The organism is uncultured Imperialibacter sp. (genome assembly GCF_963974565.1).
GTDB lineage: Bacteria > Bacteroidota > Bacteroidia > Cytophagales > Cyclobacteriaceae > Imperialibacter > Imperialibacter roseus.
The window spans coordinates 132,968-156,659 of the sequence record NZ_CAXBCJ010000009.1 but is presented as its reverse complement, the minus strand read 5'-3'; the positions used below and the strand labels follow the sequence as shown (position 1 = coordinate 156,659).

General features: G+C 50.2%; 20 protein-coding genes. 6 read left to right on the top strand and 14 right to left on the bottom strand.

Annotated features, from left to right (window positions below; translation table 11 throughout):
* The first annotated feature begins 175 nt into the window (after window positions 1–175).
* Window positions 176–1,045: an alpha/beta hydrolase gene (locus AAC052_RS14620; RefSeq protein ID WP_339814131.1), complete on the top strand. Its 870-nt coding sequence runs from the start codon at window positions 176–178 to the stop codon at window positions 1,043–1,045.
* Between the two features lie 537 nt (window positions 1,046–1,582).
* Window positions 1,583–2,221 carry a dihydrofolate reductase family protein gene (locus tag AAC052_RS14615; protein ID WP_339814129.1) on the top strand — a complete coding sequence of 213 codons (639 nt, stop codon included), beginning with the start codon at window positions 1,583–1,585 and terminating at the stop codon, window positions 2,219–2,221.
* Window positions 2,222–2,331: 110 nt separating this feature from the next.
* On the opposite strand, the gene AAC052_RS14610 is transcribed toward AAC052_RS14615, so the two are convergent.
* Window positions 2,332–2,880, bottom strand: a complete 549-nt coding sequence (locus AAC052_RS14610; RefSeq protein WP_317487233.1) for a helix-turn-helix domain-containing protein — start codon at window positions 2,878–2,880, stop codon at window positions 2,332–2,334.
* Between the two features lie 202 nt (window positions 2,881–3,082).
* A complete protein-coding gene (locus tag AAC052_RS14605; RefSeq protein ID WP_339814128.1) occupies window positions 3,083–4,207 on the bottom strand; it encodes a hypothetical protein in 1,125 nt (374 codons plus the stop codon).
* A gap of 243 nt (window positions 4,208–4,450) precedes the next feature.
* Here AAC052_RS14605 and AAC052_RS14600 point away from each other — a divergent pair, with 243 nt between their 5' ends.
* The gene (locus tag AAC052_RS14600) at window positions 4,451–6,580 is read left to right on the top strand and encodes a T9SS type A sorting domain-containing protein (RefSeq protein WP_339814126.1); all 2,130 of its coding nucleotides are present in this window, start codon (window positions 4,451–4,453) and stop codon (window positions 6,578–6,580) included.
* Between the two features lie 83 nt (window positions 6,581–6,663).
* Here the strand turns inward: AAC052_RS14600 and AAC052_RS14595 are convergent, their stop codons facing one another.
* From AAC052_RS14595 to AAC052_RS14580, 4 genes are all read right to left on the bottom strand, one after another.
* The gene (locus AAC052_RS14595) at window positions 6,664–7,080 is read right to left on the bottom strand and encodes a DoxX family protein (protein WP_339814124.1); all 417 of its coding nucleotides are present in this window, start codon (window positions 7,078–7,080) and stop codon (window positions 6,664–6,666) included.
* A 256-nt stretch (window positions 7,081–7,336) separates the two neighbouring features.
* A complete protein-coding gene (locus AAC052_RS14590) occupies window positions 7,337–8,674 on the bottom strand; it encodes a hypothetical protein (protein WP_339814123.1) in 1,338 nt (445 codons plus the stop codon).
* A gap of 272 nt (window positions 8,675–8,946) precedes the next feature.
* Window positions 8,947–10,104, bottom strand: coding sequence for a helix-turn-helix domain-containing protein (locus tag AAC052_RS14585; protein WP_339814121.1), 1,158 nt, complete (start codon window positions 10,102–10,104; stop codon window positions 8,947–8,949).
* Between the two features lie 110 nt (window positions 10,105–10,214).
* Window positions 10,215–10,622, bottom strand: a complete 408-nt coding sequence (locus tag AAC052_RS14580; RefSeq protein WP_339814120.1) for a VOC family protein — start codon at window positions 10,620–10,622, stop codon at window positions 10,215–10,217.
* Between the two features lie 129 nt (window positions 10,623–10,751).
* On the opposite strand from AAC052_RS14580, the gene AAC052_RS14575 reads away from it, so the two are divergent.
* On the top strand, window positions 10,752–11,732 hold the full coding sequence (locus AAC052_RS14575) for a helix-turn-helix domain-containing protein (RefSeq protein ID WP_339814118.1): 981 nt from the start codon (window positions 10,752–10,754) through the stop codon (window positions 11,730–11,732).
* Window positions 11,733–12,101: 369 nt separating this feature from the next.
* Here AAC052_RS14575 and AAC052_RS14570 read toward each other — a convergent pair whose 3' ends face one another.
* Both AAC052_RS14570 and AAC052_RS14565 read right to left on the bottom strand, forming a co-directional pair.
* Complete coding sequence (locus AAC052_RS14570; RefSeq protein ID WP_339814116.1) at window positions 12,102–12,818, bottom strand: class I SAM-dependent methyltransferase; 717 nt, start codon at window positions 12,816–12,818, stop codon at window positions 12,102–12,104.
* Window positions 12,818–13,852, bottom strand: a complete 1,035-nt coding sequence (locus tag AAC052_RS14565; RefSeq protein WP_339814115.1) for a hypothetical protein — start codon at window positions 13,850–13,852, stop codon at window positions 12,818–12,820. The genes AAC052_RS14570 and AAC052_RS14565 overlap by 1 nt, the downstream gene beginning before the upstream one ends.
* A 237-nt stretch (window positions 13,853–14,089) precedes the next feature.
* Between AAC052_RS14565 and AAC052_RS14560 the strand changes: the two genes are divergently transcribed.
* Entirely contained in the window at window positions 14,090–14,911 is an 822-nt protein-coding gene (locus AAC052_RS14560; protein ID WP_339814113.1) for an ion transporter, read from the top strand.
* A 4-nt stretch (window positions 14,912–14,915) separates the two neighbouring features.
* Here AAC052_RS14560 and AAC052_RS14555 read toward each other — a convergent pair whose 3' ends face one another.
* From AAC052_RS14555 to AAC052_RS14535, 5 genes are all read right to left on the bottom strand, one after another.
* Complete coding sequence (locus AAC052_RS14555; RefSeq protein WP_339814111.1) at window positions 14,916–15,605, bottom strand: DUF2461 domain-containing protein; 690 nt, start codon at window positions 15,603–15,605, stop codon at window positions 14,916–14,918.
* A 174-nt stretch (window positions 15,606–15,779) separates the two neighbouring features.
* On the bottom strand, window positions 15,780–16,883 hold the full coding sequence (locus AAC052_RS14550) for a Gfo/Idh/MocA family oxidoreductase (RefSeq protein ID WP_339814109.1): 1,104 nt from the start codon (window positions 16,881–16,883) through the stop codon (window positions 15,780–15,782).
* Window positions 16,884–16,931: 48 nt separating this feature from the next.
* Window positions 16,932–17,381, bottom strand: a complete 450-nt coding sequence (bcp, locus tag AAC052_RS14545) for a thioredoxin-dependent thiol peroxidase (protein ID WP_339814107.1) — start codon at window positions 17,379–17,381, stop codon at window positions 16,932–16,934.
* 6 nt (window positions 17,382–17,387) lie between these two features.
* The gene (locus AAC052_RS14540) at window positions 17,388–19,280 is read right to left on the bottom strand and encodes a M23 family metallopeptidase (protein WP_339814105.1); all 1,893 of its coding nucleotides are present in this window, start codon (window positions 19,278–19,280) and stop codon (window positions 17,388–17,390) included.
* Complete coding sequence (locus AAC052_RS14535) at window positions 19,267–19,878, bottom strand: fumarylacetoacetate hydrolase family protein (RefSeq protein ID WP_339814103.1); 612 nt, start codon at window positions 19,876–19,878, stop codon at window positions 19,267–19,269. Before AAC052_RS14535 ends, AAC052_RS14540 begins: the two co-directional genes overlap by 14 nt.
* A gap of 333 nt (window positions 19,879–20,211) precedes the next feature.
* Between AAC052_RS14535 and AAC052_RS14530 the strand changes: the two genes are divergently transcribed.
* Window positions 20,212–21,015, top strand: a complete 804-nt coding sequence (locus AAC052_RS14530) for a M48 family metallopeptidase (RefSeq protein WP_317487217.1) — start codon at window positions 20,212–20,214, stop codon at window positions 21,013–21,015.
* A gap of 92 nt (window positions 21,016–21,107) precedes the next feature.
* Here AAC052_RS14530 and AAC052_RS14525 read toward each other — a convergent pair whose 3' ends face one another.
* Window positions 21,108–23,471, bottom strand: coding sequence for an ABC transporter permease (locus AAC052_RS14525; RefSeq protein WP_339814101.1), 2,364 nt, complete (start codon window positions 23,469–23,471; stop codon window positions 21,108–21,110).
* Window positions 23,472–23,692 lie beyond the last annotated feature (221 nt).

Here is a 23,692-nt window from a genome sequence, read left to right as displayed (position 1 = left end):
CGCTCGTCCCTTCGACAAGCTCAGGGTGACTCGCAATCGGGATGACGCTGGTGTGGGGAGGGCGGATGTGCTCAGGCCAGCACCACACGCCACCACCCGCTGTCGACTTTCACCCAAACAAATTGTAAATTCACAGCAAGCCACACAGGCATTGTAACACCTAACCCCTTTGCTCATGAGCCGAAAACTGACCATCATTCTCCTGTTGCTGTGCCTGCAGGGCGCCGGTTATTCCCAGCCAGCAGGCGTAACAGAAAAGCAGGAAGTATATAAGCGCATTGATACCACGGCGCTTTCGGTGGATATCTTTGCCCCGGCCGGAGCAAGTACGTCGCCCCGGCAGGCCATCGTTTTTTTTCACGGAGGAGGCTGGGCCTTTGGTCATCCAAAGGAATTTCACGGGGCTTGCCGAAGGTATGCCGAAAAAGGCTTTGTGACTTTCTCTTTTGAGTACCGGCTGTCGGTCAATGCCGACGAAAGTTGGCCAAATCCAAATATTACCCCGGTAGAGTGCGTCAAAGATGCCCGGTCGGCGGTGCGGTGGGTCAGGGAAAATGCGAAGCGGCTCCACATCAACCCCGATATGATCGCCGTGGGCGGGCAATCGGTGGGTGGGCAGCTCACCCTCATGACCGCCCTGGCTGACACCATCAACGAGCCCAGCGATAACCTGGCCATCAGTCCCCGGCCTACCCTCATGCTGCTCTATTCGTCCACGGTGAACACCATGGAAGCCTGGTGCGACCTTATGCTGGGCGAAAAGCGCCACATGATCTGGGCCATTTCGCCCCGGCACAACATCAGGCCCGGCATGCCTCCCGCCATCGAGTTCCACGGGCTGGATGATACCACGGTCGACTTCTGGACGGTCAATATGTTTAAGCGGGAGACGGAAGCGCAGGGCAACGAATTTGAGGTGGTGACCTACGAGGGCAGGAAGCATTACCTGGGAGAGGGCAATGAAAAGTATTCAACGCTATTCGACGAGGAAATTATGGAGCGAACCGACCAGTTTTTGGCGAAGCATGGGTTTGTGGTGCGGTGAGTGGGGGGGGGAGCTTTCCAGAAGTTGTATAAAAAGCCCTAAAATATAGGGAATGTCACATTGAGCTCGTCGAAATGTCTAAGCAGGCTAAATAATAAGGGTTTCGACACCGACGTGGAACGAGCTCAACCTGACATCCGATTCGGGCTTTTGATACAACTTCGAAACAGCGAAACTATGTCACTCCTCTCTCGCAAGCGTCTGCCTGGCCGCACAGGCTTGTGAGCAGCTTGCTTCAGTGTCTCGCTGTGGTGAGTAGTACTGAATAGCCTTCCTTTCCGCATTCAGCCCCTGCCATTGTCGTGTTTACACTGCTGGAATGATGCGCTTCCAGCCGAAATTTGTTCTGTCAACAAACGAAATTCTCTCAGAGTCTCTCGAAGAGAACTGAAATTCACTCAGAGTCTCTCGCAGAGGACTCTGAGAAACAGCATTGGAGCCTCTCAAAGAGGACGCTGAGGAATAGCGCTGACTCAGAGTCCCTTATCAGGAGACTCTGAGGGAAAAAGATTTGTATCATTAACCAACTCAAGCAGTATGAGAAAGATAGTCGTTTTATCAATGATCACATTGGATGGCGTGATGCAGGGGCCCGGGGCACCTGGGGAAGACCCATCGGGCGGTTTCAAACATGGTGGCTGGGTGGCACCCTACGACGACGAGGTTTATGACGAAGTCGTGAAAAAGGAGCTGCAACCCGCCGACTACCTTCTGGGCCGGAAAACCTACGAGATTTGGGCTGCCTACTGGCCTCACCATGGCGAGTTTTGGCCGGGCATTAACGAGGGCATGAAATACGTGCTTTCGAACAGCCTCAACCAGTCGCACCCCATGGTGGCTGGCTGGAAAAACTCGGAGGTGGTCAAAGGCGTGGCCGACATGAAAAAAATCAAGGAGGGCGACGGTCGTGATATCCACGTGTGGGGTAGTAGTGAGCTCGTGCAGCTGCTGCTTGCACACGACCTGGTCGACGAACTCCGGCTCAAAATCCATCCGCTGATTCTTGGCAAAGGAAAAAAATTGTTTGACAATGGATCGATGCCTTCTGCATTTACGCTGACAGAAAGCATTGTCACACCCACCGGGGTGATCATCGCTGCTTACATGCGGGCCGGGAAAATAGGCACGGGTACCGTTGGCGAACGGTATGAGTTAAAAGATCCAACTGAAGGGTAAGCTTAGAGGTACGGGCAGCGGATTTGCTAGGGCTGGCTTTCAGGAAAAAGGGGCAAAGAACCGCAAGGACTTCTATTAAAGACGGCTTGCGGTTCTTAGCCAGTGCAAAGTCACGACAGGGATAGCTCCTCCTGATAGGGCTTAAGAAATTTAATATTCAGGCGATATTTATAAGGTTGATGAGCCGTTACCTTTATCGTATTGAGTATAATTACGACCTGGCTGTAGATAAACAAAGCTATCAGAATGGGGTAAATTCCAAAAAGAACCAAAGGAATGGCATATAGGGAAATGCTGAGTTGGTAGTTGATAACATCAACGGCATGTTTTCTAATGTCCTTTACTTCATCCCGCTTCAGAATCCAAAGCACAATGGGCGGGGCTATCAGTATCAATAAACCACTCAAATGTATAAGTGGCAGCCATTTGCTGGTGTCCTCTTTAGTCGCTCCGCCAAAGGAAGGTTCATTCATCGCCAGGGTTTCATATTCCACCCCCAAAGCTCCTGCAATTGATTGGAGCGTGTATGCACGTGGGTCAACTTCACCGCTTTCTATGCGCTGTATTGTCCTGACGCTGATGTCAGTCAATGAAGCCAGGTCTTCCTGGGTAATGCCCTTTTTCAGCCTTAGTTCTTTTATTAATTGTCCGGTTCTCATGAGTTTTTTTATTTCAAATTTGTGGGGTTTTAGGGCAACAGTGCCACTACAATTACCCGTCATTCACACGACAATTGTGATAATATACCTCATTTTAGGCTAATCTGCATATCAAGCGTTCTGAGAACCTCAGCCCATCGGATGGCGTTGACCCTCCTTATAGCCCAGAGCTATGGGGAGGCTGAAAGCTCCAAAAGCTCATCTACTCCGTAATTTCCGAATCTATCACTTTTATATCCGTGTCGTCGTGCATGGAGATGCCGGGGTACACCGGGTACCATGAGCCACCAGCGTTGTTCCTGATCACCGACTTTTCGATGACGATGTTGCCGGTGTGGTTGTTGCTCACAAAGAAGATGGCTGCTCCGTAGGCATTCACCTCGTTGTTTTCAATCAGCGAGCCCAGCACTTTCAGGGTCATTTTGTTGCCGTCGTTGTAAATGGCACCGCCGCTGCCACCGCCCGGGGTTCCGCTTTGGGCGGGATTGCCTCCGTTGCCCACGGCCGTGTTATGAGAGAACAGGGAGTTGATGATCGTCCACGACACGCCAATGCTGCTGAGTGCTCCGCCGTTGGAGCCGGAGTTACCGTAGCCCTCTTCGCCGCCAAACGTACTGTTCACTACATAAATTGGACGGTCTTCATATTGATCGAATGCACGGATGGCTCCGCCGCCAAGATCAGAACCGGTATCGGCACATACATTGTTGAAGAAGCGGCAGTTCACCACCTTGAGTTGTCCGCCACGAACCCAGAGGGCGCCGCCGCCGGTGTATTCCTTTTCGGAGGTAGAGTTGCCGTCGGCAAAAGTGATGTTTTGCAGGGTGAGTTTTGGGTACTGCTGATCCTGGCAGTGGGAGGTCGTCCAGGTCAGGCTTTGGTCACAGGTGTTCATATACAGGATTCTCCGTTTTCCGGCACCACTGAGGGTGATCAGCCCGCCGCCGTCGATCACCACCTCATCGCTGGCGTCGTTGTATATTTTGGCTGTTTCGGGCAGCGTGATGGTGATGGGGTCGGCACCGCAGTCGAAGACAATTTTGCCGCCTTTGGCAATGGCGTCGACTACCAGCTGTCCCGTGCAGCTTGCCGCTGTGCCGTCGCCAATCATCTGATCGGGATTGGTGACATCTTCGGTACCGGCTGCGCTGGGTATGGGGTATTTGCCATCGGGATTACCCGCCGCTGGCCCATCCTCTGGGTTTTCCAGCGGATTGATGACTTTGGTGGGATTTTCGTCGTCTTTGCAGCCGCTCTGAGCGAGGGCAAGGCAGGTGAGTGCAACTAAACACCGGATAGAAAGGAAGGATCTGAGATATCTGGTCATAGAAAATGGATACTAGCTGGTTGTTAAAGGTAAGCAGAACACGAATAAACTTATATTTTGCGGCTCATTTTAAAAACGGTTTGCAGCACTTTTTCCCACCTTTCGCCAGAAGGTTGAAAGAAAGATCACATGCTGTCAGCTTTTGGCTACGGCGAATAATGCATTTTTTGATATCAATAGGAGGGTTCATCCTTAACTTCCCGTTGTATTAGTGTGAATAAGCATTTCCTTATAAAACCAACTATGAAAAAACTACTACTCATTGCAGCCATCATCTCGCCTTTTTGCTCATTTGGCCAGCAGTTTGACTATTATGGTCCTGCACCATTTTCTGAAGTGCTGAACCAAAGCTTCTCACAGAATTGGACACCACAAGCCGTATCGGCCGTGCAAAACAGGGCCTACCTGGTGGTAATGGATGAGTCGAAAGAGCATGTTGTCATGCTGGGTGCAGATGATGTGTACACGCTCAGTCTGGCAGATGTCAACAGCTTCCATGGGTCATCGGCTACCTATGGATCGCTATTGCGGGGGATATTCCAGGCAGTTGATATCAATACCCACGAAAACAACGGGCAAACGCCGCTGGCAGGCCAGTACCGGCTCAATCCTTTTCTTCATAGCTATTACAGTATCGACGCCGATTCTGAGGGAAAGGCAGTATGCGCAGATGCTGGCACCTTGCAGATTGAAGAGTCGGCAGAGAAGGGTTACGTAGTAGTCACATTTACGGGAAATACTACTGCTGCCAAAATCAAAGCTGTTAATCAGTGGGAGTACAATGCTGCGCAGGGCGGTTTGGCGGCCGTGACTGGTTGGACGGAAAAATGGCTTCAGATCAATAGTGGCGCACTGGTGTGGACAGCCGATGAAGGAAATGCCTCCAGCTTTTTTATAGCCGATGCCAACGATGTGATCGACCTAGAGATTGCGGACGGATCGGATTTTAATCCGCTGAGTGTAAGTTATCAACCGAACGCCACAGCGGAGCTCCCCGACAATGTGTTCCTGATTGATGATACCAGGCTGCCTACTGACTTGTCGGAAAGAGTGGATGAAAAATACCAGGCACAGTTTGGAAATACGCCCGATGCCGCCCATGCTGCTGAGACTCAGCTGGATGAAATAGAAACCACACTCACCAACAACGGGGCGTCGTTGCGCTACCCAAAGGCCTTCTATCTGGCCTTGAGGGAAAACATGCTCTCACAAAAAATAGCCAGTTACGACATCTACGGTGCCCGCCTGGGATACAACAATATCCTGAATGTGTATTTCACCAATGCGCTTGACAACAACAATGTGCCACATCCCTTTATGGTAGTGGTGTCTTTTGCGGTATCTAGTCGGCCCAATATGCTGATCGATGTCAATCGTCCGCCCGGGGCTGATCCGGGAGTTGGCTATGCAGAGTCTACAGTGACCCGCCATGGAAAATTGGGTGACTTCGTGCTCAAAATTCCACTCAAAGACTACGGTCTCGTCGACGATGTGCTGGACAACGACCTTGGGCCGTACGGAGATTTGGCGTCGGCCTTTGACAGCGACCATGGCACCACTACCGAAAAGAACGTTTACAACTACGTTGGCCTGGCTTCAGTTGGGCTTGCAGTGGATGGCGTGACTATTTATCCCGCAATGAATAACAATATTCGTTTTACAGTGGAAGACGGAGAGATCACCCAGTCAGGTATTCATGTCGGTGGGGGACTGGAGTTGCACTACCATGCAGATGGCCATGCCTATAACAGGAATGGGATCAATCTATATAACGGCGCAGATTATGAAGGGCATGACCATCCGCCGGTCATTGGTATAGCCTACGATGGCGTTGCCCTGTTTGGCCGATATGAGGAGGATTATCCATTCATGGTGGGGAACAGTGTGGCTTTGGATGCATTTGGCGGCCACGACCATGGCGATGATTTTGGGTATCATTATCACGCACATACCCGGGAAGAGCAAAGCTCAGCTAACCCTGGTGTGACCTTTGAAGAGCATTTTCTGCTCGTTGGCGCCTGGAGGGGAAATATCAACAGCATTCCTGGGTTTGACGAAGGAAAGGTGAATCAGTTTGATGATGCGTCTATTGCCAGGTATGCCGGCGCTCCCTATGAAATGGGAGAGGTATTGTCGGTCGCTGAGCTAAGAGCGGAACAACTATACCCCAACCCCACCACGGGCCAGCTCAACATCCTTACCGGGCAGGCTTACAGGCTGGCTTTGTATGACATGGCAGGCAGGCTTCGCTGGATAGGGGGAACCAACGGCGACGTAACAAGCCTGGAACTGGGGCACATGGAGAAAGGCACTTATGTGTTGAAGGGATTCAATCATGCGACATCATTTGTTCGCAAGGTCATTATTGAATGATCGTTCGGTAGCATTGTGTGTGTTGTCCCTGTGAAGGTGCTTTCTGCAACGGAAGCGATTGTTACTCCATTATTCGGCACTTTTTAAAACAAGTTGTCGACCTCCCAATATTTCTCCTTCATCAGGCTCAGGGCAAAGGCTGCTGCGGCTGCGCTAAACACCGAGTAGTCAAGCGGGCCTTTGATGCCGGTGGAAAGCGCCATCGACAGGCCAAACGCCAACAGGAGGTAGCCGCTCAGTTTGGCGAACAGCTCAGTTTTGAAGCCAATCAAAAGAAAAAGAGCAAACACTACCTCGGCCGCAGTGGCAATGCCCGCCAGTGCCGGTACAACCGACGCAGGAGCCCAGGGGTTGATGACCGCAGTGTAGGCCACGAAGCTGTCCCAGTTTCCCCATGCGGAGGCTTCAGCAGGCCACCAGCCGAACCGGTCGGCCACGGCAGACAAAAACCCGGCAGCAAGGGCCAGGCGAAGGAAGAGTTTGATGACGGCGTTGTTCATGGTGCGGTGTGTTGGTATTAGGGGAGTAAAGGTATAGGGCAACACCAAAAGCCCATAGTAGGGGAGCAAAAAGTTGAGGGATTTTCTTTAATTCACTCAATAAAAAAAGCCACCCAATCAGGTGGCCCTTTCCCTTGTTAAACTTAAGGAAATTAAACTTTCTTGTACAGCGTTGCCTTTCTTTCCGACAGACTGCCGCAGAGTTTTTCCACTTTGTTTCAAAACTCCTCGCAGTAACCGATAGAGTAGAGTTAGATTAGAGCTTCCATGCATTCACGCCCGGCACGATATACTGGAAGCCCAGCACCGGATTGAAGTTGCGTTTCAGGTAAGGGTTGCCTTCGAGCCATCCCGCTGTTTTGCCGGTTACGTCGAGTGTAAGCGCCAGGCGGTCGGCCACAGCGTAGGCCACGCCCCATTTGATGGCGCCACCCCAGCTGGCTTTGCTGCCGAAGAAGCTGTCTGGTTGCTTCCATAACTTCACTGTGCACGACATGCTGAGCCCTTGCAGTGCATCGATGGGCCGCTGGTAAACGCCCGCCTCCACGCCGTAGTAGGCATGTTTGTAGTTAGCGAAGCGGTTCACGCCCAAAAAGTAGCCGTCGCCTTTGTAGGTGAAGGGCATATTGAGCGAGATGCTGTTGCCAAAGTGGGTAGGAGAGTATTGAACAAAGGGAAGAATTGTCAGCTCCTCATTGATCCGGATCCGATTGACCAGTATGATCGCCGGATTTAAAAAATTGAGGAGCGACAATCGCTTCTGTTTCACCAGGTATTTCTGCGCCTCTTCCGACAGGTCGTGGAAGCCAATGCGGCGGTTTTCGCCCTCGCCGTTAGGGAAGTCGTCACGGTCGTAGTACGATGCATTGGGGTTAAACATGTCGTAGGCCCAGGCGGTAAGGTCGGCACCGGCGAAGTCCCGCTGCGATGCCTCTTTGTGTTCAAACTTAGGTGCTATCACTTTCACCGAGTCGGAATGGGTGCTGGTGGCAAAGCGGAAGTAATTCCAGACATAATAGGCATTGTAGAGATATAGCGGAGCCTTGTAGAAGCTGCGCTCATTGTAGAAGTCGTTGACCACGCTGGCTTTAGTGAGCTGCGTTTCGTATTGCACACCCGCCGTATAGCTGTAAAGCAAGGCGTTGTTGTCCGTGGCTTTGAGGTTCGCAAGGTCTTCGTCCGACGGGCCATACACGGTGCCGTCCCAGCGGTGAAAAATCCAGTTGCCATTTTTGCTGGCGATGCCTTTAGTGCCAAGCACGGAGCGGTGGTATTCTTCATGCCCCCATACGCCAAGCGGCAGGGGCAGCTCACTGCCGTATTTGCTGAAAAGCAGACCAGTGGCATAGCTGAAGCTGGTCTGTGTCCATTTTTTATCGAACAGGGCATTGCTGGCAGCATCAATGCCCCGGAAGCCCACGTCATACACATCGGCGCTCCATTGAAGAGACTGATGCATGGAAGCGTAGCGGTGCGGAAGTTCAGTGTTTTGGGGCAAGTCGAGCAGCGGCACCGACAGTGAGAGCGTTGTTTGTGCCTGTGACACTGTAGCCCAGCCGAGGAGAATCAGCCCCATGAGTACATTCTTTTTCATAATGGTTTTGAGTTTTTTGACTGGCTGATATACGGAGGGAGTTGATAGCTGATCGTCCGAATTGATCAATTCGGACGCATCAGGATGAGAAACCTCAAATAGCAAGCACCAAAACTCCAATTCAAAGCGGCTAAACTCTAAACCCAGGTCACTTACACACTGCGAAAATCAAGGTTGACTTATGAAGGCAGGAAGGTTGATGTTTCTGTTATAGCCTGATTGAAGCTTATTTGTTATTTGCAGCTTTGGCTTTGGAATCTCCTCCTTGTTGCTTATTTGATCTTTGTTTTTTGAACATTGGAATTTTCCCTTTGGTATTCCGACGGCGTCATCCCATAGTGTTTCTTGAACACTGCATTAAAGGTAGCCTTGGAATTGAAGCCTGCGTTGGAGGCGATGCCCAGCAGCGTGAGGTTTTGGTCTTCCTGGCTTTCAAGCTTGTTGGTAAACTCCTTCAGCCGGTATTCATTCACAAAGTCGTAGAAGTTTTTGCCAAACACCAGGTTGATAGCTTCCGAAACGTACTGCTTGTTCGACTTTAACTTTGCCGCCACGTCGGGCAGCGTAAGGCCCGCCGTTCGGTAGAGCCTTTCCTCTTCCATCAGCTTTTTGATGTCGTCGGCCAGCTGCCGGTGCTGTTCTGTAACCGGTCTGGCATCCTCCTGGGTCGACGGAACTTCCGACACTTCTGCAAAGCCTCCTTCTTCCATTTCTGACTGAAAAATAGCTGGCTGCCGGATGAGCTTATAAGCCGACCAGTAGATCAGAAAAATGACACCCAGGAAATGATAGGGGTAGATACTGCCAACCATGGGGAGGTTATACTTTCTGGCATAAAACACTGCCACACCTACGCACACAATGGCGAGATTGATCCAAAGAAAATTACCCAGCCACAGGAGCCTGGTTTCCTCAGAAGCGGCATAGTTCAGGATTTTTTTTCTGTAAAGGTTATAGAACCAAAGCGAGGCAGAGAAAAACGTGACATGGAGCACGTTGACCAGCTGGTTGATCAGCCCAAAGTCGTCCTTCACCGATCGTGGAAAGTCTTCAATATAGGCTCGTTTCTCAACTGCCGACTGGAGATAGAAGGGCATGTGATAGATCGCCAGTAGTACGAAGGGAACAAAGTAAAGCCATTCCACCAGCGTCGGTTTAAGGGAATACCTGGTGATTCGTCGCACAAAAATGAGGATGATGGGGCCGTAAAGTGATGGCACCAACCAGGTGACGTGCAAAAGGTGCGGGAATTGCAAGAAGAACTCCCGCCTGTCGTTGGTGACAAGAAACAAGTGGATGGCCAGAAGCAACAGTAGAATACCAAACAGCCGGGAACCTCTGATGGCAGAATGAAAAAATAGGTAAGTGGCCAGGAGAATAGCCTGGATGCAGCCTGCAAAAAGTAAAATTTGAAGCAGCCCTATATTCATTGTTCAAGAGTGAACCGCAAATATAGCAGAGGGAAACAAAACACGTAAGGAAGGAAAAATTCAGGAAACTTGTGATGAGATAGAGAAGCTGTGAAGCAGCGAGCTTTCGCTTAGCCTCTGCAGGTGAGCAGCCAGTGGTTACCAAACTTATCCGTGAGTCCTCCAAACCAGGCGCCCCAAAAGGTCTTTCCAACCGGGTGAGTGGCTTGGCCTTTATGGGACAGTTTCTTAAAGTAGTGCTGAAGCTCCTTTTTGCTGTTGCAGTCTATCAGAATAGATACGGCATTTCCACGACTCAGGCCGTCTTCACCCACCATGTCGGTGGCCATCAGCACCAGGTTATCTTTCGAGAGCGTGGCCTGCAGGATGAATTCTCCCATAGGTTGTGGGAACTCAGCAGAAGCGGATGATGCTGCCACAGTTTCAAGCTGAAGTTCCCCACCCAGGCAGTCACGGTAGAAGGTCATCGCCTCCCTGCAGTTTCCGTTGAAGGTCAAATATGTAATCAAATGGGCCATTTATAAGCATTTGTCAGCCATACAAAAGTAGCTTTGGGAGCATCGCTTGCCGGGGTGTGAAAACGGCAGTTTGGAGGGTTGATTGCGTCATAGGGAATTCCTACTTTTATCAGGTCAAATTTCATCCCAATGAAGAGTATTTCAATCCTTGTTCCTAACTCGGCAGTGATGGAAGCGGTGGCCGATCCCCGCTACATGTTCACCGCCGCCAACCAGTTTTTACAGGCTGTTGGCAAAGCGCCACTTTTTGAAGTGCAACTGGTGGGCGCTACAAAGGACGTGAAGCTGCACGATGGCGCTTTCTCTGTCCATACCGACAAGCTGATGAAGGATGTTGAAAAAACGGATCTGATTGTGATCCCTGCTTTGTTTGGTGACATGAAACAGGCTGTGGAAGTCAACAAAGAAGCTATTCCGTGGCTGGTGGATAAATACAATGAGGGCACAGAAATAGCCTCGCTTTGTGTGGGGGCCTTCCTGCTGGCATCCACCGGCTTGCTGGAAGGCAAACGCTGCTCTACCCACTGGGCATTTGCCAACGAGTTTCGGGAGACGTTTCCCGATGTGGAGCTGGTAGATGGAAGCATTATTACCGAGGAGCACCGGCTCTATTCGAGTGGTGGCGCCAATTCCTATTGGAACCTGCTGCTCTACCTGCTGGAGAAATACACAGATCGGGACACAGCCATTCTGGCGGCCAAGTACTTTGCCATCGATATCGACAGGGAGAGTCAGTCGGCCTTTATGATGTTCAATGGGCAGAAAGATCACAACGACCCGGAAGTGAAGAAGGCCCAGGATTTTATCGAGGACAATTCAGCTGAGCGCATCAGCGTCGATCAGCTTGTAGATATGTTTGCCGTCAGCCGCCGGAGCTTTGAGCGGAGGTTCAAGAAGGCTACCAACAACACCATTGTGGAGTATATACAACGGGTGAAAGTAGAGGCCGCCAAACGCAGCTTTGAAAAGAGCCGCAAAAACATCAACGAAGTCATGTATGACGTGGGGTATACTGACACCAAGGCGTTTCGTACAGTGTTCAAGCGAATTACCGGCCTTACGCCCATTGAGTACAGGAACAAGTATTATAAGGAGCCGGTGGTTTTGTAAGGAGGAAGTCGGAAGTCGGAAGACCGGAGACGGAAGATGACCAGGCGTCGGTACGTGCCGGGCAGTGTGGAGGCAACCATCAGCCGCCGGGTAGGGAAGTGAGGCGGGAGTTTGAAGACCGGAGACCGAAGAACCCTTAGTGTCTTTGTGTCTTCGTGGCCACATTGAAGAGCGAAGCGACCGCCTACGCCAAAAGCTTCGGCGGGCAAGGGAATCAGGCGTCGGTACGGCCAGCAGGTCCTGGCGATGGAGCCGTCAGCCGCCGGGTAGGGAAGTGAGACGGGAGTTTGAAGACCGGAGGCCGAAGAATCCTTAGCGTCTTTGTGCCTTCGTGGCCATATTTCAAAAAATGCAAACCGTCCGACGGAGTTACTTCACGCCAACCTTGTACACGGTGGCGTATAGCCTGGCACCTATTGAATGCACAATAGCATGTTGGCTTAGCTCCCGCACAAGCAAGCCAAAAGGATCCGAAGCTGTATATCTCTCAGAAAAATAATTGTAGAAGCTTCCTGCCGACAACAGCAAATGAGCCAGGTTCTCAGCACTGACACCCAACTGGTAGTCGCTGACAAACGAGTCAGTTTCTCTAAGCCCATTCATTTCAAGGCCCGAAAAGCTAGCCCGGTGATTATAGCCCACAGACTCCTCTGGCAAGTGAAACCCAAATGGCAGCCGTTGAAAAAGCACCTCAAAGTCGTAGGCAATGACTATGGCGTTGGGCAGGCACACCCTCACCACCTCATTGAGCATCCCTTGCGACCTGGCGTAAAACAATGACCCCGCAAAAGTGACCAGGTCGAAACTGCTATCAGCGAAGGGCAAATTAATACCGTCAAAATGCACGTAGGTTACTTTCGAATGCCCGATAGCCTGTGCCAGCATCTCCTTGCTTGGCTCAGCACCCGTTATCTTTTCGCAGAAATCGGCCAGTGCGATACACGACTGTCCGGTGCCGCTACCGATGTCAAGCCCATTGTCATAAACTGCCCCCGGCTTCAGACACTTTGCAAGAATCACCTGATGCAAAGGTGGGCGGTAGGCGCTGTAGTGATGGGCGATGACGGCGTCATAGTCTTCAGTCATCACATTTTTGTGTTGAGGTTCAAAATTGCGGCCCTCGCCTTTTCTATAAATGCCGGGCTATTATCGATATGAACTAAGAGGTTATCACAGCTTTTTGTGAAGCCGTATAACTTTTCTATCGTTTGGGTCTTTTTGAATGACAGCATCACATTGGCGGTTTCGAGACCTTTCAACAAAGCTAATTGTTCCATTCCTGGTAGGGCTGTTTCCATACTTCCGGTATGCAATGCCACCCGGTCAACATCCTCCCACGGGATGGTAATGTCTCCAAACAGCCCATATTTCAGGTGCAACGCCTCGGCAGTCATCGTCGAAGGCCGAAAAATCATGGCCTTGATGTGCCCAAAAAGCTGAAACCCAGTGTAAATGCTAGTGGCAGACAGTATCCAGGCAAATGTGGTACTCCAGTGGGCGAGTAAAGTGTGTAAGACAAAGGTTTCGGCAACCAGGATAAAGATGATTGCTCCCAGCAATGCGATCGCTCCGTTATCCTTGTAGCTGCTGAACTCATTGTCCCTTGGGACTTCCTTTTTCCAGGGAAAGAGGCTGAAGTAAAACACGGCTATTTCCGTTGACATGGCTCTAGCTAGCAAGGGAATTTCCAATGCCTCCATCGTGCTTTTTTTAAGAGTGAGGTAGAAATCAGACTCGCTACTAGCGTTTGCTTTAAAAGCGTTGACCGTCTTTCTGACTTTCAGCACAATACCTGTGACAACCAAAAGCTCTACCACCGGTAGCAGGAAGGTTTTCACCAGATTGAGGTGGAAATGTTGATTGTCGGGCAGCAGAAACGAGGCGAGCACAACGCCGACAATAAAAATGGGAACCACAGTAGCCTTTGGAATAGGTCTATTCCAGATCAGCATCAGATAAATGACCGGAGAGGTTAGCGTTAGGTCGTAGATAATGCCAGTAGCGAGTTGTGGGTAGGCAACCAGCAATGGACTTACTGCCAGGCCAACGGAAATGAAAATGACCGCCAGGGGAGCCCCATAAATCAGCAAGCGTATTTTTGGTAGCCGGAGAGTTTCCATATTTGCAATTTACTTACTTTTTGATTGACTAGCCTTCGCATTTTATTGCTCCGATAGTTCTTCCCAAATCTCCCGGTCATTTATTTGTCAGCACATGCGCTAACTTTCTCTGTGGAGTTGGGTTTGGTTTGAAAAGGTGGTTTTCAATGCCAGGAAGTAGCTGAAGGGAACGAGAGGATATTTAAAGTAAAACTTGCTAGATTCGCATTGCAAGTTCCTGGCATTATCATTTAACTCATGCAATCAACCAAAGAAAAGCTCCACAGGATCATTTTTGGTGTAGATACACCCGCAGGCAAGGGTTTCGACATAGCACTCCTCATCCTCATCGTGGCCAGCATTACCATACTTATGCTGGAAAGTGTCAGGGAGATCAATCAGGAATGGGCGGCTCTTTTTTACAAACTTGATTGGATTATCACTGGTCTGTTTACCGTCGAGTACGGACTTAGGCTATGGACATCAGAAAAGAAGACTCAATATGTCTTCAGCTTTTTTGGCATTATCGATCTGCTCTCCATTTTGCCTACTTACCTGAGCATCTTTTTTATTGGCAGCCATGCGCTGGCCATTATAAGGGTGTTGAGGCTGCTGCGGGTATTCAGGGTGCTTAAGCTGGTGCAGTTTATGGGAGAGGCCAGCAAGCTTGGGCAGGCAGTGAAATCAAGCTCCAGGAAGATTGTCGTTTTTCTTTTCTTTGTTGTTATCGTCAGCGTTTTTGTTGGCACTTTGATGTACATCATTGAAGGACGGGAACACGGGTTCACGAGCATTCCCCGGAGTATCTACTGGGCCATTGTGACGCTCTCCACCGTCGGCTATGGTGATATCGCTCCTCAAACCACCCTGGGGCAGTTTCTGGCTACCATTTTGATGGTGACTGGCTATGGCCTGATAGCTGTCCCCACCGGACTGGTTACCGTGGAGCTTGCCAAAGGAAGCACCAATGCCCTGAATCCTTCCGGAGATACAAGCAGGCAATGCCGGCAATGTGGCAATGCTGATCACATGAAAAAAGCGAAGTATTGTTGCGAATGCGGAAAAGAACTTGAGTCTTGATCAGCTATTGCAGCGGTTCTCCATTCCTATCAGTGGTGAGTATCTCGCTCATGTAATCAAGCCAGGGCCTGATGGTTTTGAAAACCCGGCTCACTTCCTGTGGAAAGTCTTTTGCCAGCACCTCCTGGTCGGTGAATGTGTGGCGAAAAACGAAGGACTTGTGTCGTAGCAAATCAATGGCAGGGTGGTCGACTGTGTAGCCCCGTGGTGCAGTGGCGACGGTATTTCCCTGCATGTCGCCATAGGTGCTTTTGATTGCTTTTGAGCCCAAAATCTTTTGCCAGTCTTCGTAGTTGTCTTCTATGTCGAAGCGGATGCGTCTCAGGTCGTCAGGGTTGGGGTTGAAGAATCCGCAGGCCAGGAAGTTGCTACCCGGTTTGAGGTTCAGGTAGTAACCGCCCCGGCGTTCTTGTGTGGCCCGCCTGAAAGACATGGCAAAGCGGGCATTGTAGGGCGACTTGTCTTTGCTGAATCGAACGTCGTTGTAAATACGAAACAGGGCTTTCTTGCCAGAAGGGGTTTCGATCAGGTCGTGCTTGTTCATTTCAGCCAGCAGGGCATCGGCAAAGCTGATGATATTCTCAAGCGATGACTGATACTGTGCTTTATTCTCCGCAAACCAGTCCCGGTTGTTGTTGGCAGATAGGTCAGTGAGAAACTGGAAGGTGGATTGTTGGATGGTTGACTGGCTCATAGTGGTTTAAAAAAGAACAAAACAGGAAGGTGCTGGGAATAGTTCTCGGTTGCTAGGGGTGGTTTATTTCACGCTAAGTCGCAAAGAATCTACACCAGCCTTTGCGAGCTTTGCGGCTTTGCGTGATACCACTCTACTTTGGCGAAGCCAAAAAGTGAGAGTTCCTGGTGACCCCTACCTTTCCAGCACCACCGTTTTCCCCTCCTTCGCCGACCGGATGGCTGCATCCAGTATTTCTACCACCACCATGTTGTTTTCCAGTGACGAAAGCCTGCCCTGCACAGTTTCACTAAGCTTGGTCTCGCCCCTGATGACGGCCGTAAGAAAATCGAACGGATCGTTGAAAGGTGTTTTCATGGGTTCGAGTGTCATAGGCTGCTCTGGCTCCGACTGCTTGATCCGCAGGCTCATGCGGGTGCCGTCTACTGTTTTGATATAAGCGTTGGTGCCGTACACCTCCATGTCTTTGCGCCCAAACGTCCAGTTCCACGACGCCTGAATGACGCCCTGGGTGCCGGGGTACTTCACCAATATGGTAGCCTCGTCATCTACTTTGGGGTAGATGTCAGGTTTGTTGGTTTGGGTAATAGCTGTGACCGACAGCGGCCTTTCGTTGCTCATCAGGTGGGTGAGGAGATTGGCGCCGTAGCAGCCAAAGTCGATCAGTGCTCCAGCCCCGTTCAGTTTAGGGTCAGTGAGCCAGTCGAGGAATTCTTTGCCAACACCAATTTCCTTAGGTCCCTCGTGCCCGTCGTTCACCATTACTTTGCGAAGGGTGCCCAGGTCGCCCGCTGCCGCTTTGGTGAGGGTTTCCTGCGTGGTGGCGTACCAGGTGGTTTCGTAGTTGGTCACCAGAAAAATCTTGTGTTTGTCTGCCAGCGCCTTCATCCGCCTGGCATGGTCGTAGCTCATGGCCAGCGGCTTTTCCACCATCACGTGGATGCCCTTGGGGGCGCACTTCTCCACCACCTCCATGTGGCCGTAAATGTCGTTGAAGGCTGTGACTGCCTCGGGCTTGGTGTTGGCCAACATTTCATCCAGGGTGGGGTAAACCAGCGACATGGAGAAGCCATACTGCTTCGAAAGCTTTTCTGCCAGTGCCTTGTTGGGCTCGGCAATGCCCACGATTTCCACGTCGCCAGCTTTGGCCTTATTAAGCACCCAACCTACATGGCCGTGGATAAGACCGGCCACGCCAATTTTGAGAGGTTTTTTGGCTGGTTGGGCGACAGTAGCCAGGGTGACTACTGTGAAAATTGATGCGAGTATGTATTTCATGGGCTGGATGTTTAAGTTTCCAGCAAAATAGGAAGTTTTGGGGATAAATTACCCCAAAATCTGCTCCGCATGCTCCTTCGACTTGACGTCGTCAATCACCCGCTCGATGATGCCTTTTTCGTCGATGAGGAAGGTGGTTCTTAATACCCCCATGTACTTCTTGCCAAACATCTGCTTTTCTGCCCACAGACCGTAGCTTTCAATGATTTTGTTGTCGGTGTCAGCCAGCAGCGTGAAGGGCAGGCTGAATTTCTTGATGAAGTTGGTGTGCTTCTTGGCGGAGTCGGGGCTTACGCCCAGCACCTCGTAGCCTTTGGCTTTCAGGGCACTGTAGTTGTCCCTGAGGTTGCAGGCTTCAACCGTGCAGGTAGGCGTATTGTCCTGCGGGTAGAAGTAGAGCACTACCTTCTTGCCCTGGAAGTCGGAGAGTTTTACTGTTTTTCCGTTTTGGTCACTTACCTCGAAGTCTGGAGCTTTGTCGCCTGCTTTTAATGCCATGGGTTCTTAGAGTTTTGTTTTGTACACAGTTTCGTTACCGGCGTTGTCGGTCACTACCACAACAAACTCTCCGTCGAAAGGTTTGCTTGTGTCGAGTTTTTCTGTCCACAATAGTTTTTTCTTGTATTCGTAGTTGAGCAGCACCCATTCGCCATCAATGGTACCTTTCCAGCTTTTGATACCCGAAAGGTCATCCTCAATGATCAGCCGGCATTCACTTTTGTTGACCACAGCCGGCTTGATGGTAGGGGGCACTGAATCGGTGGCGATGGTCCAGGTGCCCAGCGAGGTGGTGAGAAAGCTGATGCCGTCTTTGTCCCAGGCACCGCCCACGTAGCCAAGGTTGCCTTTGGCGCTGTAGGAGTACACCGCCGACTTTTCTTTATCGTAGAGCTGCATGGGCTTGAGCGTCACCTTCGCCGAACGCCGAAGCGGATCAAGCACATTGTCAACAGCAAACACTTCCCTGCCGTTTTCTATTTGTTTGTCCTTCACTGCCAGGTAGAGTGTGTCAAACAGACTGTACCGGTTAAAGGCCACGTCCATGTCTTTGTCAAAATAGCTGTATTCATGATGAGGTGACACAGTGGCCTTAAAATCAAATTTTTGCATGGTACCACACAAATCGACGGAGTCGGGCAAGCCATTTCTCAAATCCCAGAGGTAGAAGTCGTTGGCACCCACGTGGTAGACCGGCGGTAGTTCATACGCCTGTCCTGCAGAGTACAAAAGAACGTTCTGGCGGGCCACACCATTGGGGTTCATCAGCTCCATTACATTGCCGGTTATTTCATAACCCTCCCGCCTCAGCTTGCCAAGACTTTTGATGGTGGCATTGCTTCGCTTCCCTTTGTCGCTGAGCGTTGTCTTAAAATACGAGTAGTTGTTGTAGCTGTCCCAGGTGCGTATTTCAAGTCTGTGATCGCTGGAGTCTTTGATTTTCAGCATGCCTTGCCAGTCCTTGGCTTCGTACACCTTCAACCAGTTACCGTCGTCTACCCACAGTTTGGTGAACTTTTGCCCGCTGGTTAAATACTCGCCGTAGTTCATGTGCACAGCCACATTGCGCATTTCATCAAAGCTCAGTTTGGTAATGCTTTGGCTGAACATCTTCTGGTCATCGAGCATCACCTCAATGCACGGGATGCCGTTTTTGCTCCAGGTGCCGTCGAAGCGGTCGTAGGCATAGATTTCCACGCCAATGGTTCCTTCAAATGTCAGCGGAGTATGCATCACGAAACTGTCCCCTTCTTTGGTTACATCAAATTCGAACCTACCAAACTGCCCATTGATTCTCGACTTGATGTCCATGGTAGTAAAGGCCACCTTTCTAATCAAAGGAGGTGCTTCATCAATGAGCTCTTTGAAGTGAAAGCGCATGGGGTCAAGAATCTTCTGCTCTTGGTCCCGTATTTCAAAATGGAGATGGGGCCCCGAACTGCCGCCGGTATTGCCTGAGGCGGCAAACACTTCGCCTTTCTTGTAGCTGAATTGGTTGCGTGCCGGAAAAAGCTCTACGTCGAAGCTTTCTTTGGCATACTGCTGTGCCCGCACCCATTCGGCCAGGGGCTTGCTAAACGACTTCAGGTGGCCATATACCGTGGTCCGCCCGTTGGGGTGAGTAAGGTACAGAGCATTGCCGTAGCCGCCAGTGCTGATCTTCACACGGCTGATATAGCCATCGGCAGGCGCATACACTGGCAAGCCTTCAATGCCGCTGGTGCGAATGTCAATCCCTGCATGAAAATGGGTTCCCCTGATTTCACCCATCGTGCCGGCCAGATAGTTGCGCTCGCCTGGCCTGATAGGAAACATCAGGGAGATAGAGTCATAGCCGTATTGGGCTATGGCCGTGTTTGCTGTTAGTAAAAGTAGAAGTGCTAGTTTATTTAACTTCAAAATCGAGTAGTACGTCACTTTCCAGGTATCCTTTCAGGTGATCTCCTATTTTGACAGGCCCAACTCCTTTCGGCGTTCCTGTGAAAATAATATCTCCTTTTTTAAGTGTAATGAACTTTGATATATAGGCTATAATGGCCTCAATAGAGTTGATCATCAGACCGGTGTTCCCAGTCTGAACTGGTTGATTATTGAGCTCAAGCTTGAAATTAATGTTCTTCATATCCGCAAACTTCTCCTTCGGAACAAATTTGGAAATCGGAGCTGACCCATTGAATCCCTTGGCAAGCGCCCATGGTAACCCTTTGGCTTTGGCTTTCTGCTGCAAATCCCGTGCCGTGAAGTCGATGCCCAGGCCTATGGCATCATAGTAAGTAGAGGCAAATTTCTCCTCAACACTTTTTCCTTCCTTGCAAATTCTGATAATGATCTCCAGCTCGTGGTGAATCTCCTTTGTGTAGTCAGGAAAATAGAACGGCTTGTTGTTCAGCAACAGCGCAGTGTCAGGTTTGGTGAAAATAACCGGCTCATCGGGGGTCTCGTTGTTGAGTTCTTTGATGTGCTCTACGTAGTTGCGACCGATACAAAGGATTTTCATAGTAGTGATGTTTGGTGCCAAAATATCTGATAGTCAGCGATTCCGCAACCTATCTTTGATCTGCGTGACTATTATTTGAGCAAAGGGCTATAATTTTCGAAAATTCCATTCGTTTTCATTCAGATTCCGTTAAAGCTAAAAGTAACTCACCTAACACGCACACAGTAGGTATGTAAGCCATCGGCACGTGCGAAGAAATCATTCCCATAGTATTATTTTTGTCCAATGAAGTTGTCGGAGTATTCCAAAACAGACTGGTTTTTGCAGTCTCGAAGGACTGGAAAATCTACTTTGGCAAGAAGCTTGTTAACTTTCACAATAAATTAGAAACAAATGAAGAGGATAATAGCATTGTTAGGCATTGGTGCCACGTTGATTGTTTATAGCTGCTCAACGGTGGCGATTACAGGTAGGAAGCAGCTTGCGCTGGTGCCTGATTCAGAACTCAACTCCATGAGTTTTACACAGTACGACCAGGTGCTCAGCGAGTCCAAATTGTCCACCAACACGGCCCAGGTTAATCAGGTGAAATCGGTCGGCAAGAAGATTCAGAAGGCTGTTGAGTCGTACATGTCGACGCACGGACTGAGCGATCAACTGAAAGGTTACAAGTGGGAGTTTAACCTGATTCAAGACGACGAAACGGTGAACGCCTGGTGCATGCCCGGCGGCAAGGTGGCTTTCTACACGGCCATTATGCCTATTTGCAAAACTGATGAAGGTGTAGCCGTGGTGATGGGACACGAAATTGCTCACGCCATTGCACGTCACGGTAATGAACGGATGACGCAGGGCTTGATTCAGCAGTTTGGTGGTTTGGCGCTGTCTTATGCGGTGAAAGACAAACCGGCGGAAGCGCAGCAGCTGTTTATGACAGCCTATGGTGCAGGCACTACTGTTGGGGCTATGCTGCCTTTCTCTCGTCTTCAGGAGTCTGAGGCTGACAGGATGGGCCTTATTTTTATGGCCATGGCCGGCTACGACCCCAATGAAGCACCTGCTTTCTGGGAAAGAATGGCTGCCAACAGTGGTGGCGGGGCTCCTCCGGAGTTTTTATCTACCCACCCTTCGCACAGCACTCGTATTGCCGACTTGAAGGCGGCGATACCCGAGGCGATGAAGTATTATAAGAAGTAGAAAATATTAAAGCGAGTCTTGCGCCACATTAAAGAGGTTACTATCTGCGGTACCGCAGATAGTAACCTCTTTAATTACTCATGCCTCAGCAATTACTCATAGCGAAGCGCATCCACCGGATTAGTCCGTGCAGCCCTGATCGAGTGGAAGCCGACCGTTACGATAGCGATCACCAGGGCCAGCAGCATGGCTGCCAGCGGCACCAGCACACTGATGTCGACATGAAAGGCAAAGTCGGTCAGCCACTGATCCATCAGGTACCAGGCAAGGGGAGAGCCTATCACTGCCGCTATAATGACCAGCAGAGCAAAGTCTTTCACAGTGAGTGTGATAATTGAAGAAGTGGAGGCGCCAAGCACCTTCCGTACGCCAATCTCCTTGGTGCGCTGCTGAATGGCGAAAGCAGCCAGGCCAAATAACCCCAGACAAGAAATGAATATCGACAGCCAGGCGAAGCCTTGAAACAGCTGGCCGGTGCGCTCTTCATTTTCATAGAATTCCGCCCAGTCAACGTCGAGGAAGCGATATTCGAACGGGTAGGCCGGGGCGTAAGTAGTATAAATGCTGTTAAGGGCATCAATGGCAGCTGTGTACTGTTGTGGCTTGGCCCGCACGATGATATAGCTGCACCAGTCCTTTTCGAACATCATGAACATAGGCCTGATGACAGAGTGAGACGAGCTGTAGTTGTAGTCCTTCACCACCCCAATGATGTGCCCTTTTCTTTCTCCCCAAACGGTGATGGGCTGATCTACAGCTTCCAAAGGCTCGAAGCCCATTTTGCGGGCTGCCGATTCATTGATAATGATGTTGGCAGTGTCGGTGGCCATGGTTTTGTCAAACGTACGCCCACCAACCAGGGTGAGTCCCATGGTTTCGATGTAAGAACCGTCGATGGCAAAGTTACTGAACAGAATGCGCTCTTGTGGATCTTTGCCAGGCCAGTCGAGCCCCCAGGTGGAGTTGCCAATTGAAAGGGGTGAAAAGCTGCTTTCACTAACCGCCAGAATGGACGGGTCTTGTAGAAGTTGATCTTGTATCAGGTCATATTTTTCTGCCATGTTCTCCTGCATTTCAATGTAAATGATCCCTTCCTTGTTGAAGCCGGTGTCCTGATTTTGAACATACCAAAGTTGCTGATACACTACCACGGTGCAGAAGATCATGATGATAGAGAGCACAAACTGCGTGGTGACCAGCACCTTCCTGAACCTCACAGCGGCCTTACCACTCTTCAGTTGGCCTTTTAGAACTTTTGCTGGTTCAAAACGGGCGATGTAAAACGCTGGGTAGCTACCGCCCACAAAGCCGGTGAAAAGGATCGTGCCAACAAAGAGCAAGACGGTTTGCATGCTGAAATCCAACACGAGGCTCTTGTCAGAAATTTCATTGAAAACGGGCATTAGCAGCAGTACCAACGCCATGGCAAGCATGCCGCCCAAAATCGAAAACACAACAGACTCGGTAAGGAATTGGTAAATCAGGTGTTTCCTGAAAGCACCAACTACCTTTCGCAACGCTACTTCTTTGCTTCGCTTTACCGCCAGGGCAGTAGATAAGTTCATGAAGTTGATACATGCAATGAGCAAAAGAAAAACAGCAATGATGGCAAAAATTTTCACGTAGCGGATGCGCCCGCCGTCCTGCACGCCATTTTCAAAGCTGCCATACAAGTGCATTTTCGTGGCGGGGTACAGAAACAGTTCGATGGAGTTGTTCTCATTTTTCTCATCGAGCAGCCTGTTTATTTTGGCAGAATAAGCTTCCCAGTCCTGCCCGCTTTGTAGCTGCACAAACGTGGAGACGTTGTTGTTGCCCCACTGGTCGAGCCATTGTTTGTTCTCATCCATGAACTTGTCAAAGTTGAGCAGGTAGGCAAACCCACCAAAGTCGCTGTTTTTTGGCCAGTCTTCCACCACGCCGGTCACTTGTAGGTTATCCTTATTGTTAAAGCGGAAAGTTTGACCAGTGGCAGGCTCATTTCCGAAGTACTTTTTGGCCATTGTTTCGGTGAGAACTACCGAGTTTTTATCTCTGAATGCTGTGGCAGCCGAGCCTTCGATGAACTTGAAGGTAAACATCTCCAGGAAGTCGGCATCCACATAGCGCCCTGATTCGTAGTAGGACGCTTCCTCGATATTGAAGAGGTTTTCGGTAGGCCAGGTAAGCCTGGAGGCATATTTAACCTCCGGGTAGGTGGCTTTGAGATAGGGAGACAGTGGGCCCGGCGTGGAAGACGTGGTGCCAATTCTGTCTGAATAGTGTTGGTTTTCCATCACCCGAAAAATGGAGTTGAGGTTTTCGTGCGAGCTGTTGTAAGTAAGCTCATCGTTGACCCACATCAGGATAAGGATGCTGGAGGCGATACCCAAAGAGAGACCGAAAATATTGATGGTGCTATAGATTTTGTTGCGCTTGATGGTTCTCAGCGCTACCAGGAAGTAGTTTTTGAGCATGGCCTTGAGGTTCTTTTAGCCTAGAGTACCTCGCTGGAGGTGAAAGGTTGCAGAAAAGACGTGGATTTTTCTCGTTTATGAGAAGACTACAAAACAACTTTTTTTGCTGTTGAGATGAGATGGACTCTTTTCTCCCATTCATCGTTGTGATGATCTGGCATGTAGTGGCAGTCGCATTTGGTGAGGTAGTGTATGCACTAAGGGTAGTTTCGAAGGCAAAG